17 protein-coding genes are annotated in these 18,935 nt (G+C 43.2%); 12 read left to right on the top strand and 5 right to left on the bottom strand.

Features of this window, described 5'->3' with window-relative positions:
- Positions 1-274: 274 nt before the first annotated feature.
- Entirely contained in the window at positions 275-1,477 is a 1,203-nt protein-coding gene (locus tag AC5JPO_RS00005; RefSeq protein ID WP_493852142.1) for a pyridoxal phosphate-dependent aminotransferase, read from the bottom strand.
- Positions 1,478-2,096: 619 nt separating this feature from the next.
- Between AC5JPO_RS00005 and AC5JPO_RS00010 the strand changes: the two genes are divergently transcribed.
- The 4 genes from AC5JPO_RS00010 to AC5JPO_RS00025 all read left to right on the top strand — a co-directional run bounded on the left by AC5JPO_RS00010 (position 2,097) and on the right by AC5JPO_RS00025 (position 7,259).
- On the top strand, positions 2,097-2,834 hold the full coding sequence (locus AC5JPO_RS00010; RefSeq protein WP_493852141.1) for an SDR family NAD(P)-dependent oxidoreductase: 738 nt from the start codon (positions 2,097-2,099) through the stop codon (positions 2,832-2,834).
- 57 nt (positions 2,835-2,891) lie between these two features.
- Positions 2,892-4,595 (top strand): NAD(P)/FAD-dependent oxidoreductase, encoded by a 1,704-nt coding sequence (locus AC5JPO_RS00015; protein WP_443526147.1) that lies wholly within the window; start codon positions 2,892-2,894, stop codon positions 4,593-4,595.
- 60 nt (positions 4,596-4,655) lie between these two features.
- Positions 4,656-5,675 carry a DUF1365 domain-containing protein gene (locus AC5JPO_RS00020; RefSeq protein ID WP_443526149.1) on the top strand — a complete coding sequence of 340 codons (1,020 nt, stop codon included), beginning with the start codon at positions 4,656-4,658 and terminating at the stop codon, positions 5,673-5,675.
- 129 nt (positions 5,676-5,804) lie between these two features.
- Positions 5,805-7,259, top strand: coding sequence for a class I SAM-dependent methyltransferase (locus AC5JPO_RS00025; protein WP_443526151.1), 1,455 nt, complete (start codon positions 5,805-5,807; stop codon positions 7,257-7,259).
- 75 nt (positions 7,260-7,334) lie between these two features.
- Here AC5JPO_RS00025 and AC5JPO_RS00030 read toward each other — a convergent pair whose 3' ends face one another.
- Positions 7,335-8,507: an MFS transporter gene (locus AC5JPO_RS00030; protein WP_443526153.1), complete on the bottom strand. Its 1,173-nt coding sequence runs from the start codon at positions 8,505-8,507 to the stop codon at positions 7,335-7,337.
- 108 nt (positions 8,508-8,615) lie between these two features.
- On the opposite strand from AC5JPO_RS00030, the gene AC5JPO_RS00035 reads away from it, so the two are divergent.
- The 5 genes from AC5JPO_RS00035 to AC5JPO_RS00055 all read left to right on the top strand — a co-directional run bounded on the left by AC5JPO_RS00035 (position 8,616) and on the right by AC5JPO_RS00055 (position 12,547).
- Entirely contained in the window at positions 8,616-9,503 is an 888-nt protein-coding gene (locus AC5JPO_RS00035; protein ID WP_443526155.1) for a LysR family transcriptional regulator, read from the top strand.
- A gap of 29 nt (positions 9,504-9,532) precedes the next feature.
- A complete protein-coding gene (locus AC5JPO_RS00040) occupies positions 9,533-9,943 on the top strand; it encodes a DUF2177 family protein (protein ID WP_319050595.1) in 411 nt (136 codons plus the stop codon).
- A 184-nt stretch (positions 9,944-10,127) separates the two neighbouring features.
- Positions 10,128-10,679, top strand: coding sequence for an acyl-CoA thioesterase (locus AC5JPO_RS00045; protein WP_443526156.1), 552 nt, complete (start codon positions 10,128-10,130; stop codon positions 10,677-10,679).
- A 184-nt stretch (positions 10,680-10,863) separates the two neighbouring features.
- A complete protein-coding gene (locus AC5JPO_RS00050) occupies positions 10,864-11,958 on the top strand; it encodes a cation diffusion facilitator family transporter (RefSeq protein WP_493852140.1) in 1,095 nt (364 codons plus the stop codon).
- Between the two features lie 31 nt (positions 11,959-11,989).
- Positions 11,990-12,547, top strand: a complete 558-nt coding sequence (locus AC5JPO_RS00055) for a DUF2059 domain-containing protein (RefSeq protein ID WP_493852139.1) — start codon at positions 11,990-11,992, stop codon at positions 12,545-12,547.
- A gap of 138 nt (positions 12,548-12,685) precedes the next feature.
- On the opposite strand, the gene dps is transcribed toward AC5JPO_RS00055, so the two are convergent.
- Positions 12,686-13,168 (bottom strand): DNA starvation/stationary phase protection protein Dps, encoded by a 483-nt coding sequence (dps, locus tag AC5JPO_RS00060; RefSeq protein WP_319050592.1) that lies wholly within the window; start codon positions 13,166-13,168, stop codon positions 12,686-12,688.
- Positions 13,169-13,626: 458 nt separating this feature from the next.
- Here dps and uvrB point away from each other — a divergent pair, with 458 nt between their 5' ends.
- The 3 genes from uvrB (at position 13,627) to AC5JPO_RS00075 (ending at position 17,686) form a co-directional block, all read left to right on the top strand.
- A complete protein-coding gene (gene uvrB, locus AC5JPO_RS00065; RefSeq protein ID WP_319050591.1) occupies positions 13,627-15,738 on the top strand; it encodes an excinuclease ABC subunit UvrB in 2,112 nt (703 codons plus the stop codon).
- Between the two features lie 229 nt (positions 15,739-15,967).
- Complete coding sequence (locus AC5JPO_RS00070) at positions 15,968-17,020, top strand: pyridoxal phosphate-dependent aminotransferase (protein WP_493852138.1); 1,053 nt, start codon at positions 15,968-15,970, stop codon at positions 17,018-17,020.
- 288 nt (positions 17,021-17,308) lie between these two features.
- Positions 17,309-17,686 (top strand): hypothetical protein, encoded by a 378-nt coding sequence (locus AC5JPO_RS00075; protein WP_319050589.1) that lies wholly within the window; start codon positions 17,309-17,311, stop codon positions 17,684-17,686.
- Between the two features lie 89 nt (positions 17,687-17,775).
- Here AC5JPO_RS00075 and AC5JPO_RS00080 read toward each other — a convergent pair whose 3' ends face one another.
- Positions 17,776-18,165 (bottom strand): hypothetical protein, encoded by a 390-nt coding sequence (locus tag AC5JPO_RS00080; protein WP_443526166.1) that lies wholly within the window; start codon positions 18,163-18,165, stop codon positions 17,776-17,778.
- A gap of 169 nt (positions 18,166-18,334) precedes the next feature.
- Complete coding sequence (locus AC5JPO_RS00085; RefSeq protein WP_319050587.1) at positions 18,335-18,850, bottom strand: hypothetical protein; 516 nt, start codon at positions 18,848-18,850, stop codon at positions 18,335-18,337.
- Positions 18,851-18,935 lie beyond the last annotated feature (85 nt).

Raw genomic sequence — 18,935 nt, forward strand, 5'->3', positions numbered from 1 at the left:
GGTTGTAAGTATTTGAACGCTTACAACGAGCCTTAGAAGCCTCTAACGAGTTCTTGCTAAGTGGGGCGTATTCTAGCAAAGATAAAAAATACGTCAAGCGTTTTTTTGCATAATTAGTAAAAATTATCATTTTAATAGCTTGAGAGAAGGTTTTTGGCAAAAACTAACCAAAGACTACCTAAAAAAGACGCCACATAGAGAATATGTGGCGTCTTTATTTATCAAGATACGAGATCTACTAGAATACTGGCAACACTAATTGGCGTTGATTTAGTTACTCGGCAACGTCTAAATCAGCAACGGCTTTTTCGATACGTGACAAGGCATCTTTTAAAGTAGCCTCGTCAGTCGCGTAAGAGATACGCATATAGCCACCAAGACCGAAAGCATCACCAGGTACGACTGCCACACCAACTTTATCTAATAACCAAGCTGAAAACTCAGTACAAGAAGACAAACCAGCCGCTTTGATGAGCGGCACAATGTTTGGATACACATAAAATGCGCCATCAGGACGCAGGCAAGTAATACCTTTGATAGCATTTAGACCATCTACAACCAAGTCACAACGCTTCTCAAACGCCTCAATCATTGGCTTAAGCACACTTTGATCACCGTTGATCGCTGCGGTTGCAGCAACCTGGCTGATAGACGTTGGGCATGAAGTAGACTGTGACTGTACTTTTTTCATCGCACCGATGAGTTTGGCAGGGCCGCCAGCATAACCAATACGCCAGCCGGTCATGGCATAGGCCTTAGACACACCATTCAAGATAATGGCACGGTCTTTTAGCTCAGGCGCTGCATTTAAAATATTGTAGAACTTATCACCTGTCCAGCGGATGTGCTCATACATATCATCAGACGCCACATAGACGTGTGGGTACTTTTTCAATACTTCAGCAATGGCTTTTAGCTCATCTAGCGTATAGATCATACCCGTTGGGTTAGAAGGGCTGTTCAGTACCAGCATTTTGGTTTTGTCAGTGATGGCACCTTCTAGCTGTTCAGGGGTGATTTTAAAGTCTTGTTCAGCTGGGCACTTAACGATGACTGGTACGCCTTCTGCGATGATAACCATGTCAGGATAGCTGACCCAGTATGGTGCTGGGATGATGACTTCGTCGCCAGGGTTGATAAAGGCTTGGGCAAGGTTGAAGAATGACTGCTTACCACCGACCGATACTAGGATCTCGTTTGGCTCGTAGCTGATATCGTTGTCACGCTTGAATTTTTCTATGATAGCGGCTTTTAGCTCTGGCGTACCATCGACAGCAGTATACTTGGTGAAGCCGTCATTGATTGCATCGATTGCTGCTTTTTTGATGTGATCAGGGGTATCAAAATCAGGTTCGCCAGCGCCCAAACCGATAATATCTTTACCAGCTGCTTTTAGTTCTTTGGCTTTGTTAGTAATCGCTAGCGTAGGAGAAGGTTTAATGCTATTGACGCGGTCAGACAGTTGCAACTCGCTCATGAGAGATCCTTTTTTATATGGGAGTGGGATTGGAGAAAATCTGATATGAATGATTTAATGTTTTTATAGCTGTCAGGACAAGATGTTAAGTGGCTTGAACAATAATAACGCCAGTCTCATGTTGTCATGAAGATAGCCTTTATTTGCCCATCAACGAACCGGTTCACTAATGTACGTATGGCTATCTTGATATTGTAGCATGCCCGTATAGAGCTGTCTTATCGCCTCTATGACAAAACGATAGTAAACGGTTGCGATATCGCGAACCGTACCATTTATTAAGGTTGTTGCCTGTCTGCATAGCTAAAGCTTTGCGAAGATATTGCGCTTTTATATCAGCAATTGCGAAGTCACAACAATAAACCTATCGCCATACACTATAATTATTTAGGTTTGTTAAATAAGATGGCTTATCGCTTAATCAAAATCAATCAATACGATGCGTGAGTCAATACGGCATGTTAGAAATAAGACAGTCGGTCAAAGGCAAGCAAGACAAATAATCTTCATTGAAGAGTCTCGTGTGGTTTTCCAAGATAAGTCTCCTTAGATTCTAGATGAAGGGCACACTTTACAATATATATTTCATACTATAAGAATATTAAAAAGGACAATTACCATGACAAATTCTACTGAAAATCTACATATTCTCATTACGGGTGCGACATCTGGTATCGGTAATCAGTTAACAAAGGATTACCTATTAGAAGGACACACCGTCTACGCCGTTGGCCGGGATGATGAGGCATTAGCCGAACTTAAGTCATTGGGTGCAGAAACGATTGATTTGAATCTTATGGATCGAGATAAAGTCGTTGAAGCTTTTGCGAAAATCGAAACGGTTGATCTCGCGATTTGCGGTGCTGGCATGTGTGAATATCTGGACATGCCAAATTTCGATAGCAGCGCCTTTATGAAAGTCATGTCAGTCAATATGGGTACGTTGTCTCATGCTATCGAAGGAGTATTACCACATCTGATTGCTTCAAAAGGTCGCCTTGTCGGTATCGGCTCTGCATCTGCTTATGTGCCTTTTGCGCGTGCTGAAGCTTATGGTAGCTCAAAAGCAGCGATACATTACCTGATGAAAACGCTACAAATTAGCTTGGCGCCACATGAGGTGTCGGTCAGCCTTGTCGTACCTGGTTTTGTCGAGACGCCAATGACCAAGCAAAATGACTTTCCTATGCCGTTTATCCAGACGCCAAAGCAAGCAAGTCAAGCCATCCGTGATGGTATCGATAGCGGTCATGAGGTTATCGAGTTTCCCAAAAAACTTACTATGCCACTAAAAGCATTGGGTACGCTGCCTGATCTGGTCTGGCAGCAAGTCAGTGAAAAGCTGAATAAAAAATAATTTATCACAGAATATATGACTCACTAACATAGTAAAAATATAACAGGGAATGCCTTTATGCCGTTTATTCGCGCCAAGCGTGCAACCAGCCAAAAAACCGATAACAGCAACATAAAAAATTCAGGCGGTCAGCCCGTGCAAAAACGTATTGCCATCATTGGCTCAGGGGTATCAGGATTGACTTGTGCGCATTACTTGGGTATGCAGCATGAAGTGACCGTTTTTGAAGCCAACGATTATATCGGCGGGCATGTAAATACTATTGATGTGGCACTACAGGATGGCAAAAAGGCAAAGAGCGCTAATGAAGAGAGTAGTGCAATAGACACCGGTTTCATTGTTTTTAATGAGCGTACCTATCCGAATTTCTTTCGTTTACTTCACGAGCTACAAGTACCGTTTCAATCGACGGACATGAGCTTTTCGGTAAAAAACACGGCGCGTCGATTTGAATACAACGGTCATACGTTAAATACCTTATTATCACAGCGCAAAAACGTCCTTAATCCAAAGTTTTGGCAATTTATAAAAGATATATTACAGTTCAATAACCATATCAAGCAGTTGCGTCAAGACTATGATAATGCACGCGTACAAGGAGAGGATGTTAGCGGTTTTACCACGCAAACCCTTGGCGGCTACCTAGCGCAAGAAAGCTACGGTAAGCTGTTCACTGATAACTATCTGCTGCCGATGGTCTCTGCTATTTGGTCGACCAGCTTGGATGAAGTGCAAGATTTCCCGCTGGTGTTTTTTGCGCAGTTCTTTGACAATCATGGTCTACTCGATGTGGTCAATCGTCCACAGTGGTTTACGATCAAGGGTGGCTCAAAACAATACGTCAATAAGTTGATTCCACGTTTTATCAAGTCGGGCGGTAAAGTGAGAGTAAATAGCCCAGTCCAGTCTGTGGCGCGTGATGGTGAGCAAGTGTTATTGACTGTCCAGAACAAAGGTGATGATAGCGATACCGAACACCTTGTATTTGACGAAGTTATCTTTGCCTGTCATGCAGATACGGCATTGAGTATCTTGAAAGATGCCAGCACCAATGAATCTGAGGTGCTGAGTCATTTCCGCTTCACCAAAAACACCGCTGTACTACATACCGATACCAGTATTTTACCCAAGAAGCCATTGGCATGGGCAAGTTGGAATTACCTGATAGATGAGAGTATTTCAGGTGCTAAAACAGGTGATAAACAAAATGACGTAAATACGAAAACACCTGCAAAGCCCGTGCTGACCTACCATATGAATATCTTGCAACGTCTAACCAAAAAGCATAATTATTTGGTTACGCTTAACCATGATATAGATGACAAACAAATCATTAAAAGCATTGATTATAGTCACCCAGTATTTGATCTCACAATGGTTGATGCACAAACCAAGTGGTCAAATATATCTGGTGCCGGCTTGCACACTCATTTTTGCGGTGCCTATTGGTTCAATGGGTTCCACGAAGATGGCGTACGCAGTGGTCTACGTGTCTGTCAGGCACTCGGTTATGATATCGATATCAAAGATGAGGTTGATCCAGCACACTTGCCTGACGCTACGAGTACACATACGCCGTTTCGCTATAAAGACCTGCCAGTAAAGGCTGACACAAAACAGCGCAAGCTAGATAAACGTCAGGTGATTATTGCGACCACCAATCAAGAGCTGGTTGAATACGCTGCGCGTCTACAGAGTGAGACGGGGGGTAGCAGCCAACCTAAAAAACGTGGTTTATTTGGTCGCCGTAAAGCCAAGTAATATCACGATATTTTAAAGAATGTATGTTATAAAAATATGACGTTAAAAATGAGACTGTCTATGGCCACACCCATTCAATCTGCTAATGCTATGCCCGCGCATGATCTAACTCGTAAGCGTCCTATAGTGCCGCATCAGTTATTTGAGGGTACGACATGGCACAGTCGCTTGCTACCCAGTATCAATAAGTTTGTTTATCCGTATCGCTATTGGGGGGTCAATATTAGCGCACTGGCAGCAGGTCACGCGCTGCCTGAAATCAGTACAGCAGCCTTCAGCGATCATAAGACTATCAGAACATCACCTTTGAGTACGATATTGCCAAAGCAATTACTGGCAAAAGCATTGCCTTTGTTTTCTGCAAAATCAAAGGCGCTACAACGGTTCTGCCCTGAAGACTATTTGCAACATTCTAATAGCCTAAGTGACGATAAAAAGGTAGATAACAATATTCAGCCTGATCAAGCATTAGAGCAGCGTTTGAGCCAAGCATTCTTGGAGCATGCAGGCAGTACACCTACAGGGGATATGTTGGGATTACTCGTTTGCCGCAATGCAGGTATGTATTTTAGCCCAGTCAATTTCTACTTAGGGTTTGACGAGCAGCAGACACCGACGCATTTGCTGGCTGAAGTTTCCAATACGCCCTGGGATAAGCGTCACTACTATGGGTTTTTGTTAGAAGGGGAGGACACCGAGTTCTGTCATGATAAAAACTTCCACGTGTCACCTTTCAACCCTATTGATCAGTTATATCGCTGGCAGGTCACAGTTAAGCGTAGCAGTACAGATATGGCAGATGAGCAATCAACTACTGGATTACAGGTTCGTATCGCTATCAATATCAGTGATGAGCGCGGCGAAGTCCTAAAAACGGGTATAAAAATATCGGGCGTACCGATGACAGATCGCTCTGTGCGTAATAGCTTGCGCAAAAATCCATTGATGAATACCACGTCTTTAGTACGTATCTATTGGCATGCTTTTAAGCTATACGCGATCAAAAAAGTACCTTACGTCAATTATGACGAAAAACTAGCTGACAGCCAGCAGAAAAGTACGCATCATAAAAAAGCCTGAACGATTAGAGGATTAGCGCTCCATAACCTCAAAAGTCAAAATCTTAAGATGCATCAACTTAAAACGTAGCCATACCCTTTATATACTCAATTCCAAAATACAAAGCACTTAGACAAGGACAACCATACGATGTCAGCACGACCGACCGACAGAGCACCAGTCACAACACTAGAGAAATTAAGCGCTCGCATGAGCAAAGTCGTCAATGAAAGCGCTGTGCTACAGCCAGTAAGCGATGGCGTAAACAATGTCGCTCGAAAACTTATATTTCGTGCACTGCAGCATATTCAGTTTGGCAGTCTTACTTTAATTGAAACATTTGCTGAGCCAGAATCAAAGACGAGCAGTTTTGGCAAGGTCGAGTCCAATGCAGCAAGCAGCTCGGCAGTGGGTCGCCATCCGCTACATGTCACCTTAAAAATTCATGATAGCGCCGTATATCGCCAGCTATTGTTAGGCGGCTCAATCGCGCTTGCGGACAGCTATATCAATGGCGAATGGGATACGGATGATTTGACTGGTTTGATTCGCTTGGCGGCTCGCAACTTAGCCGTGCTAAACAAGCTTGAAAATCGTTTTGCAGGTATTAGTAAGGCGTTCGAAAAAGCCAAGCATCAGCTACGTAGTAACGACAAATCGGGTTCTAAGTCTAATATTTTAGCGCATTATGATTTGGGTAATGACATGTATCAGCGGTTTTTGGATGATACGATGATGTACTCATCGGCGGTATATCCCACGCCTGACATGACACTCAGTGATGCCCAGCAGCATAAGCTGTCGCTCATATGCCAGCGCCTACAGCTCAGCGCTGATGACAATGTGATTGAAATTGGCACAGGTTGGGGTGGGTTTGCTATCTATGCAGCCAAACATTATGGCTGTCATGTGACGACCACGACTATATCTGATGCTCAGTACGATGAGGCACAGCGGCGCGTCGAGGCAGCAGGTCTGTCAGATAAGATCACGCTACTCAAGCAAGACTACCGCGAGCTGACGGGACAATACGACAAGCTGGTCAGTATTGAGATGATTGAAGCGGTAGGGCATGAGTACTTGCCAACGTTTTTTGCTAAGTGTGACAGCCTACTTAAACCAACGGGTCTTATGGTACTTCAAGCGATCACTTTCAATGATCAAAACTACCAAGATTATATCGGTTCGGTCGATTTTATCCAGACGCATATCTTCCCAGGTGGCTGCCTGCTCTCTAACCAAGAGCTGACCACTCAGTTCACTGAGCAGACGGACATGGTCATCAAGCAACTACACGACTATGGCTTTGACTACGCTTATACATTACGTGATTGGCGTGCTGCGTTTTTGGCACAGCGTACAGAGATCCAAGCGCTTGGCTATGATGATGCCTTTATACGCTTGTGGGAGTTTTACTTCTGCTACTGCGAAGGTGGGTTTTTGGAGCGCACCATTGGTGTGGTGCAGGTCACTGCAGTAAAACCAAACAATATCGATACCTTGCATTTTTCTGATTTGCCAGCTGCTGTTTTGAACAACAGGACGGTCTCAGATAATGAAGGAACATTTAACGATGCAGGTGTGACAGATACAGTCTCGGTATAAGTATATAAGATTTGGCCGCCAAGCTTGTGCGGTCTCATACTACCAGTAGAGTATGAGACCGATGTGCTGACAGACTTAGGAAGCTAGTGCAGACCGTCTATCAAGGGCGCCCGAATAGCGTGTCACTGCCAATGCCATCAAAGAGATAACAGCACCGATCCAAGCGGTATCTTGCAAGCTCAAGTTTTCGACCACGCTGCCGCCGATAATAGAGCCGAGTGCGATACCGATATTGAATGCAGCAATGTTCAACCCAGAGGCGACATCGACAGCATTTGGTGTGTATTTTTCGGCTTGTTTGACGACGTAGATCTGTAGACCAGGCACGTTTCCAAAGGCAAAAGCACCCCATACTAAGATAGTCAGCACCGCTGCAACTTTTGATTGCATCGTAAAGGTAAACAGCAATAAGACAATGCTAAGTGCGCTAAATATTATACTAAGCGCACTAATAGGACCACGTTTGTCGGCAAGTTTGCCGCCCCAAATATTGCCGATGGCAACGGATACACCGTATACCAGCATGATGAGGGCAACAGCAGAAGGTGCAAATTTGGTCTGTTGTTCCAAAATAGGGGCAAGGTAAGTAAACGCTGTAAACGTACCACCATAGCCAAGAATAGTCATCAGGTATACCAGCAGCAATTGTGGTTTTACGATGACTTGCAGTTGTTCTTTAAATGTTGCAGGAATGGATTGTTTGAGGTTTTTGGGTACCAGTAAAGCGCTGCCAATCAAAGCGATGACGCCCAGTACCGAGACGACCAAAAACGTGGCACGCCAGCCAAAATGCTGACCGATCCATGTGCCGAGCGGTACACCAGTGACTAGCGCAACAGTGAGTCCGGTAAACATAATGGCAATCGCACTGGCCTCTTTTTCTTTACTCACTAAACTGGTGGCGATCATAGAGCCAATGGAGAAAAACACGCCGTGAGCCAGACCGGTCAATATACGTGCAAGTATCAGCGTCTCGTAACTGGGCGCTTGCCAAGCGAGCAAGTTGCCGATGACAAATAAACCCATGAGGCTCATGAGCACTATTTTGCGATTCCAGCGACCAGTGAGTGCAGTGAGTATGGGCGCGCCAATAGCGACGCCCACCGCGTATAAGCTGACCAGTAGCCCTGCAGAAGGCAAGCTGACGCCTAGATCAGCTGCGATAGTTGGTACTAACCCAACAATGACAAATTCGGTTGTCCCGATTGCAAATGCGCTCAGCGTGAGCGCCCATAAAGCGAGTGGCATAACGACATCCTAAGCATTAAATGATGTGCGTAGTTTGACGTACTTATAGTTTGCAAAAAACAGCACAAATGACAAAATACTTTTGTCAGTTTTGTAAAGGTAGCAGTAATGACAGGACATGCTAGAACAGAAGATATAGAGATATTTTTGACGGTAGTGGATACGGGCAGTTTTACTGGCGCTGCTAACTTGTTAAATCAGCAGGTCGCTAAAGTATCTCGTGCTGTGTCCAGACTCGAAGGTACGCTGCAATGCACACTGCTAAATAGAACGACGCGACGTTTAGAGTTGACAGAGGAAGGGCTTGTCTTTATCCGATATGCACGTGAGAGTTTAAATACTCTGCATACTGGTGAAGAGGCGATTAAGTTGTTAAAGCAAGCGCCAAGTGGACACTTACGAATTGATGCAGCCAGTCCGTTTGTTTTGCATCAACTCACGCCATTGGTAGGTGAGTTTGTGCAGCAGTATCCGCATATTACGCTTGATTTGACATCGCATGACAATATTATCGATTTACTTGAGTACAAAACTGACCTTGCGATTAGAATCGGTGACTTAAAAGACTCAAACTTGCACGCGCGTATGCTAGGCAGAAGTAAACTGCGTCTGGTAGCCAGTCCTGAATATTTATATCGCCATAACCAAGTCACTGATGTCGCAGACTTGATCCATCACAAATTGATCAGTTTTAATGACGCATCAAAGCTTGCGAGTTGGCCATTGACGTCGTCCGTGGATCTTAGTTTTCATATGACCGCGAGTAGTGGCGAGACCCTGCGGCAGCTATGCTTGGCGCATCAAGGCATCGCGCTGTTGTCTCATTTTATGATTGGCAAAGACATAGAGTCTGGGCGACTGATTGAGGTACTGCCTGAGGCGGTAGACAGACCGAACAATCGCGAATCGATACAGGCGGTTTATTATAGAAACAGTGCTGTATCGTCGCGTATTTTAGCATTTCTAGATTTCATTCAGCCGCGGCTGACATTATAGTTTTTATTCATTTGATAAGGGATATCATTATGGGCTACGTTTTTATCTATCTTGCCGCTGTGGTTATTTTCTTGGGTGTTGACGCTGTTTGGTTGACGACCATGAAAGGCGCTTTTTATGAGTCGCGCATTGGTCATCTTTTGGCTGATGAGCCAAATATGATGGCTGCTGGTGTGTTCTATATGTTCTATATACTGGCACTTTGTATATTGGTTTTATATCCACAAATTAAAGCAGGCGCATCAGTTGGTCATATCTTTTTACTTGGCGGTTTGATTGGTTTGATGGCTTATGGTACCTATGACTTTACCAACTTGGCACTTTATAAAGGATTTACATTAGATACGGCGCTGGTTGATTTTGTGTGGGGCGGTGTTTTGACAGGTTCCGTCAGTGCGATTGTTGCTTGGCTTGCTTATCGTTTTCATTGGTTGAGCTAAGGTTAAGGTATATCGTCTTGCTCTCTATGATGTCGTATATATATAGTACTGACATATCGCTCTACTTGTAGAGCGGTGATTTACATAACCTAGACTGTTTACTGACAGAGGGCTGTTTGTGCTATAGGCTGACCTACTGTATAAATGGTAGGCATAATAAATGTCAAACCCATTAAGGAATATTATGCCACAATACAATACCAGCTCAACTGCCAAAAAAGCCCCACTAAACCACGAGTTGTATATGTCGATATTGATGACGCCTGATATGGCAAATTTCATCGGTAATGTACACGGTGGTGACTTGCTCAAGATGCTTGATCAGGTTGCTTACGCCTGTGCCAGTCGCTATAGCGGGAACTATGTAGTGACACTGTCTGTCGATCAAGTGATGTTCCGTGAGCCTATTTATGTGGGTGAGTTGGTTACTTTTGCAGCGAGTGTCAACTATGTAGGTAACACTTCGATGGAAGTAGGTATTCGCGTTGAGGCAGAAGACGTACGTGCTCGTACAGTGCGCCATACCAACAGTTGTTACTTTACGATGGTAGCTATCGATGATAATGGTAAACCAACCCCTGCGCCGCCACTCGATATAAAAAACGAAATGCAGCAGTGCCGAGCTGACGCAGCAAAAGAGCGCAAACAGCAACGTATGGAAAGCTCACATCGCCCAAGCTGCGACTTTGAGAGCATAAGCCAAAAATTCGATAAGCATGATAATGAGGCTAAATAAAACAAGAAACTAAACAGAACGAATAGCTTTTCAATTCTGAATATTTAGCCATCATTACCCTGTGTAACGACTCACTAAAAAGACACTGATATTGTAGCGCGCTTACTTTAAGCTGATGTGTATTCCAATTTATTCATCTATAGTAAATACGTTCAGTATCAACCTGTTCTTTAGTGAGTCCAGCATGAGCCTAAAACCATCTATCGCTAATCCCCAGCGTCATCTATCATCCTCTCCTAAAGCACAGCCCTCTCGTGCTCGCGGTGCCAGTCATCCAAAAGTATCAGATGATACCAGCCTAAACTCTAATACCAACAACTATTCTGAAATCAATGATGAGCATTCAGGTTCACTCGTTACGGTATTGATTGCGGTTGGTGCCAATCTTATTATCGCAATTGCAAAATCAGTTGCTGCTTTTATGACAGGCTCTGCCTCGATGATTGCAGAAGCCGCTCATTCGTGGGCAGATGCCGGTAACGGCACATTACTCATTGTGGCAGAAAAAAAGTCTATAAAACCTGCAGATAAGAGCCATCCATTAGGCTATGGCAAAGAATCCTATGTTTGGTCGATGATTGCTGCGTTTGGTGTATTTACCGCAGGTTCAATTGTCTCTATCTATACTGGTATCAAAGAGTGGAATGCTACGGAGTCTGAGACCAATTATACGGTCGCTTTTATTGTTCTAGCAGTAGCATTTGTGCTTGAAGGGTTCTCACTGATTCAGGCCTATAGACAAAGTAAAAAACATGGAGAGGCATTAGATATCAGCGCGATTGGCTATGTAGTAGATACCTCTAACCCAACGCTGCGCGGAGTGTTTTTTGAAGATTTGGCAGCTGTTGTTGGCTTGGTGATTGCGGCTGCCGCGATGGGTATGCATGCTTATACAGGAGAGCCATATTGGGATGCGCTAGGCTCTATCATTGTAGGTTTGCTACTGGGAGCGGTCGCTATCTTTTTGATCAGTCGTAACCGAGACTTTTTGGTAGGACATCGAGTTGCTGAACGCATGCATGAGTACGTCTTGGGCGAACTACTTAATCATCCAGATATCGATAGTGTGTCATATCTACACCTAGAGTGGGTCGGTCCCAAAAAAATGTTTATGGTTGCGGCTGTAGATATCAAAGGTAACCAAAAAGAAGAGCAGATTGCACAGAAATTCGAAGAGGTTGAGAACCTATTTCGAGCCAATCCTATATTTCAGGAAGCTATTTTGACACTATCGGTGCCAAATGCTGATCTTTTGACTTTATCAGATATTTCATTATAAACTTAATCCACAACAATCAAGTGATAATCATATGAAAGCTTTTTCAAGAAATACCATATTTTCTATGTCATTGAGTGCCGTGGGACTGATACTCATGCCTATGCTATCCACACAAGCAGCTGTGCCAACGGACAGTTCTTTAGTACGATTGGCAGAAGTGACCAAGGTTGTAGAGCGAGCGAACGATATTTCTAATAGCAGTGGTATGGCAGAACAGGTCACGCAGTCAATACTATCTTCGATATCTAGTGATAACATAAGCCAAGAAAAACGCCAACGTTTCGATGAGATTGTTAGTAAGTATAGTAAAGAAATGACAAATAGTAGCCAAATAGGAGATATGAATAAGCAGATTATCAACGTCTATATGCAGACAGCGAAACAACACTTTGACCAAAGAGAAGTTGACGCTCAGATAGCCTTCTATAGTAGTGAAATAGGTCAAAGCATCATCGACAAACAACCTGCTATGCTCAACGATTATATGGAAAAAGTGATGCCTATTGCTATGGAGTCCACTATGAAAAAAGTGAAGAGCACTGTACCGAAAATGGTCGCAGAGATTAAAGCTCTCCAGCTTGAAAAGTAGTTCGGGTCACTATAAGGTTAAAAGATTGTACATACAATAAATCAGTCGTTAAGCAATCTTAAAAACATAAAAAAGCCATCGATATCGATGGCTTTTTTTGTGGCTATAAATTTTAAGTGTCTAGTAGTCTATAACTAGTTATTTCTTAGGCGCGTTAGCACCGATGAACCATGCGTCTTTATCAACAATGCGGCTTGCTTCGGTGAATAAATCAGCTGTATCTTCATCGCCTGCATCACCAGCAGTAGCAATCGCTTCTCTTAACGTCTCTGCTACTTTTTTATAACGACCAGTTAGCTCACGAACGTGTTGGTCCACTTCAGTAATATCAGTTGGATAATCATCCAAGATAGACTCTTTTGCCACACGGCTGGCTAGACCATTCGGCTGACCACCTAGGATAACAATGCGCTCAGCAATCGTATCTGACACTTCAAGAATACGATCTGATGTTTCATCTAATAACTGATGCACACCAATAAACCCAGTACCTTGTAGGTTCCAATGGCACTGTTTACCATCTAGAGTTAAATCAATAACGTTTGCTAGGTTTGCATTTAGCAGATCAATCATCTTCTTTGCAGTCTCGTCCGAAATTCCACTTGCGTAACGTTCTCTCATATTGTACTCCGTTATTTGTTTAAAATTATTATATTGAATTAAATATCCAATGTATTTTTATTAGTTCTTATTTGATGATACTTGATCAATTAACTTCGTTATTTTATCAAGTGTCATCTACTTGCTTGTTAATTCATGATCGATAATAGCAGCTTAAATCTATGATGGAACCCCTGAGTGTTAGGCTTTGTTAAGTGGTCGTGTAAATGGTTTGTTAACCGTGAAAATCTTTGTAAATTTATCAGAGGCTGTGTGCGTTTTTTATAACGATGCAATATTTATCCGCTACTATTGAGGCTATTCGTCCAGTAAATAGCGCTTTTACATACTCGCGCTTTGCTTAATAAAAATCCTTATCAGCCAATACTTATAAACCTTAGATATGCGGCATTATTGTCCTTTAAAATCCGCTGTTTGAACCCCATATTGTTATAAACTTTAATAAGAAGAAATCAATTATGCGAATGCCTGAACCGCGTTCATCGCGTCAGTTAAACCAATTGGCCACACAGCTCCAAGGTGAAGCTGAAATTACTGGTGTCAATGCGTCAGGGACGCAAATATCGAGTCGTGCTTTTGAGATGGTCACTGATTTCGAGCCAGCAGGTGATCAGCCGCAAGCCATAAAAAAACTGGTCAACGGTATTAACTCTGATATGGATGAGCAGCTATTATTAGGTGTGACCGGCTCTGGTAAGACCTATACCATGGCAAAGGTTATTTCTGAGACGCAGCGCCCGACCATTATTATGGCGCATAATAAAACACTAGCCGCTCAGCTATATGGTGAGTTTAAATCGTTTTTCCCTAACAATGCTGTCGAGTACTTTGTTAGTTATTACGACTATTATCAGCCAGAAGCCTATGTTGCTGCCAGTGATACTTTTATCGAAAAAGACAGTGCCATCAATGATCATATTGATCAGATGCGTCTGTCTGCTACGCGTGCACTTTTAGAGCGCCGTGATGCCATTATTGTGGCCTCGGTATCTTGTATCTACGGTTTGGGTGACCCAGAGAGCTATCTAAAAATGTTATTGCATGTTGTGGTGGGCGACAACATAGACCGTACGGCGACTATCAAGCGTTTGGTAGAAATGCAGTACACACGTAACGAGTTAGATTTCGGTCGTGGTACGTATCGACTACGTGGTGAGCTGCTTGACATTTATCCTGCTGAGTCTGAGCAGCTAGCCGTACGTGTGCATTTATTTGACAACGAAGTCGAGAAGATTACGTGGTTTGATCCTTTAACAGGGAAAACAGTACGCAGCGTGCCACGTATTACGATTTATCCAAAATCGCACTATGTGACTCCGCGAAATAAACTAGAGGCAGCAAGTCATACCATCCGCGAGGAACTAGAGCCACGGCTAGAATACTTCCGTGATAACAACAAGCTGATTGAAGCCCAGCGTCTAAAGGAGCGTACTCAGTATGATCTTGAGATGATTCAGCAGCTGGGCTACTGCAATGGTATCGAAAACTACTCACAGCATCTCTCTGGTCGCCCATCAGGAGAGGCGCCGCCAACGTTGTTTGATTATATTCCAGAAGATGCCTTGTTGTTCCTCGATGAATCACATGTCACGGTCTCTCAGATTGGTGCGATGTACAAAGGCGATAGATCACGTAAAGAAAACTTAGTCAATTATGGTTTTAGATTACCAAGTGCAATGAACAATCGCCCGATGAAGTTTGAAGAGTGGGAGCGTATCAAGCCTAAGACGATTTATGTCAGTGCGACGCCTGCATTATATGAGCTTGAACACAGTGAGCAAGTAGTAGAGCAGGTTGTCCGTCCAACTGGTCTGATCGATCCTGAGATTGAGATACGTCCCGTCTTGACGCAAGTCGATGATGTGCTATCAGAAATTACTAAACGCCGAGAAAAAGACGAGCGTGTATTGATTACCACACTGACCAAGCGCATGTCAGAGGATTTGACCAGCTACCTCAAAGAGTACGACGTAAAAGTCGCTTATCTACATTCGGATATTGATACGGTTGAGCGTATGCAGATTATCCATGAGCTACGCACAGGCGTGCATGATGTGTTGGTCGGTATCAACTTATTACGTGAAGGTTTGGATATGCCTGAGGTGTCGCTAGTGGCGATCTTTGATGCTGATAAGGAAGGTTTTTTGCGTTCTGAGCGTTCACTTATTCAGACGATTGGTCGTGCCGCACGTCATTTAAATGGTAAAGCCATTCTTTATGCTGATCGTATTACGCCAAGTATGCAAAAAGCGATAGACGAGACGGATCGTCGTCGTGATAAGCAGATTGCCTTTAATGTCGAGCATAACATCACGCCAAAAGGCGCTCGCCGCAGTATTACTGATAAGATTGATACGGGTGAAAGCTTGGATGCCAATGATAATCAGGCTATCCCTGTTAAGAGTAACCTACCAGATGTCGACATCAATATATTACGTAGTCCTGATTTGCTTGCTAAAGAAATAAAACGTCTAGAGAAACAGATGCAGCAAATGTCGCGCGATTTGAAGTTTGAAGAAGCAGCAAAAACACGTGATAAAGTGCTTGAGTTAAAAGCACATCTAATCTGATAGTTTGGTTTGATAAACAAAAAAAGGTGACGTGCTTATTGAGTACCTCACCTTTTTTATGGCTTTTTCAATAGTAGGGCGCTTGTAATACGTTTTAATGACACTTACCATATGCGCACCATTCTTACTATCCACATCGCATTCCAAAACTTGTACCAGGCTTTATAGATAAGCTTGTCATCCAAGACTGAATTTTTGGAATAGTCATAAACTAGGCGTATCATTCACTGTGCTTATTAACCATTTGATAGAACTTAACTCCAATGAAAACTCACTGGGTATGTCAGCGGCTGCCAAAAAAGCTGTTATCGACTCTTTAGATATCGGCTTTCGTTATCCAGACGATCAGCGTGCAGCACTGACCACCAAAGTCGCTGAGATAAACGGCGTAGCAGAGAACCAGATCTCACTAGGCAGCGGCTCTAGTGAGAACATCCGTACCGTTGTCCAAATGCTAAAAAATAAGTCCTTAATAGAAGGTAAAAACTTTCAAGTCATCGTGCCGCATCCAACTTTTGCCTATGCTGAGCTATATGCAACGTCCATTGATATACCCGTGGTAAAAGTGCCTTTGACCCCTGAAAACTACGATTTCGACTTACAAAACATGCAAAAAGTCGCTGACGACTTTGACGGTATTAGCTTATTTTATTTATGCAATCCAAATAACCCAACAGCGACTATTACCGATACTGCAGTATTAAAAAATTGGGTAGGGTCTGCGCCAGCCGATCACTATTTTTTATTAGACGAAGCTTATTCGGAGTATGTGATAGACTCTAGCTTTGAGAGTGGTATTGGCTGGCTCAGCCAGCAGCAATCGGATAATCTGGTTGTTGTGCGTACTTTCTCAAAACTATGTGCGCTCGCTGGCATGCGTATCGGCTATGCAGTGGCTAGCCCGCAAATGATAGCCAAACTAGAGGCGTTTATCTCGATTGATAATACCAACTTGTCAGGCGCTGTAGCTGCGTTAGCGACTCTCGATGATGATGCGTTCTTGTCATTGAGTCTACATACGGCCAACCAATCGCGTAAGTTAGTTGAGCAGACGTTAGATGAGCTGGGCTTACGCTACCTGCCATCGCAAGCCAGCTTTATATTTCATGAGATAAAAGGAGACGTACAAACCTACATCGATAGAATGCGAGATCATGGTATCGCAGTCGGTCGGGAGTTTGCGCCAATCACTGGATTTAATCGGCTAACGCTTGGCAGACCTGATGAGATGGCAGTATTTGTAAAAGTGCTCAAATCATTTCGTGATAAAGGCTGGGTTTAGTTGGATTCGTTAAGGTAGTTTGATAATGCAGTAGGGAAGTTGCCACTGAGCAATTTCATTTTCTGCTTTATATCTATTCATCTATGTTCCGACACCAAAATTGACCGCGGGTTTTTACCAACATCAAACGCAGTTTTACATATTGTACCTTAAATAGCTTTTGTCTATCTTATAGGATGGTTCAGTAATGCATGACCCGATAAGCACATATATAAATGTCGTATAAATAATATACAACTGGGCATGCTCACTTATCTGATAATTATAAAGTTAGGGATGTACTGTACTATGTTTGATATCAAGTCGTTTTTTAAAAGAGAAGTAGAAAAAAAGCTCATCAACGTGGATGATTATATTTTTATGCCTGAGCGGGTAGAGATGGAGCTTGAAGGGGGTCGATTGAACTGTGTACTAAATAGTGACGGCCGCGTAGATATTTTTTATAGCAAAGAAGGGGTGACAGAAGTAGGTTCGGCATCGCGTAAGCACCCATTTACAGCATTTGAGAAAGAGCTGTATCATGGTATCTATGATGACGTAATCGATGATTTAATCAAGGAAGTAGATAAAATTATTGATAGCTCTTCTAAGTACTTTCGTCGTAGCCAAGTGCTTCCTTTTACTGCTGCTATATCACAAAATCCAGTGGACGAAAACAAGTTCTAGGCTGCGTAGTATAGAGCTGAGTAGAAAAAAAGGGGTGCATTACTTATAGTGCACCCCTTTTTTTCTCTATTTTTTAACGCTTATATATTCTACTGAACAAAACTTGCATAGCAGCTCTGCAGTGATTTTGCGACTACTTGCGCTACCAACTGAGTACGATACTGAGAGTCAATAGCGGCATTGCCCAACTCAACAATGGTGACCTGCTGTGGTGCTTGCTCGCTGACACAACCACAAACGTTGGTTTTAACAGATTCTTGCTGTGCTTCCGTCATGGCGACGCTGGCAACACGCCAAGCGGTTTGTTTTTCAATTTGGCTACGGCATTGGTTGTCGATCGCAGCTCTAAAGACATTCATACCAATCTCGTTTGCGGTGCCGATTGCTGTACCTGTACCGTTATTTGTAGCACCTGTTGTGGTACATCCAGCTAGCGCAAAAGTGGCTAGCATGACTGTTGAAGCCAAAAGTTTTTTCATGAATTAATCCTTTAAGGTGTTGGGTAGTCTCTAAAGCTACATATTATCAGTAAAACATCGCAATGACATCATGAACCAATGGCTGGGGTCAGCTTTCAACTAGATAACGCATAAAAAAGCCAGCTAAGAGAATGTCTCTCAGCTGGCTTTTTGCAAAATATGGCTGATATTAGACGTTTTTGCCGTGCTCTTTTTGCTGAATGTCTTTTGCTAGCTTGTAGCATTCATTGATATGGTCAGTAGCGATCTTCTTAAAGATGGTATAGCCCATAGTAGCAGCAACCAATTGACCGCCCAATGGGATAAACTTAGTAACCTGTTTTGCAGCGATGCGACCACCGAAGCCTTGGATTGTCTTTTTGACGATACCACGTGTCGCCATCAGACCAGCAAAGTCTACCGTACGGTCTTTAACAGCACTCCAATGCACTTCACGTGACTCTAAATTGATGGCTGACTGACGATCTTCAATCAAACCAAAGCGCTCACTGATTTCAGGAATCAATTGCGTCAACATACCAGCATCGACCGCCACATCAAAAAACGGTACAGGAATAACAGCAACACCTGCAGATACTCTGGCGCGCTTTTTTACCATGCCTAGGCATTCTTTTTTGACTTGATCAAGATCCAAGCTAGGATCGATTGTATTCGGTAGTTTTTCAGCAGCTGGGGTGGTTTTCATAAAGTGTCCTTATAAATGGTTAAAATATTGATAATTAAAATTTCAATAAATAGCAAGTCTCTCAGTTGTTTACTATTCTATGTAT

It is taken from the genome of Psychrobacter sp. H25 (assembly GCF_059076335.1).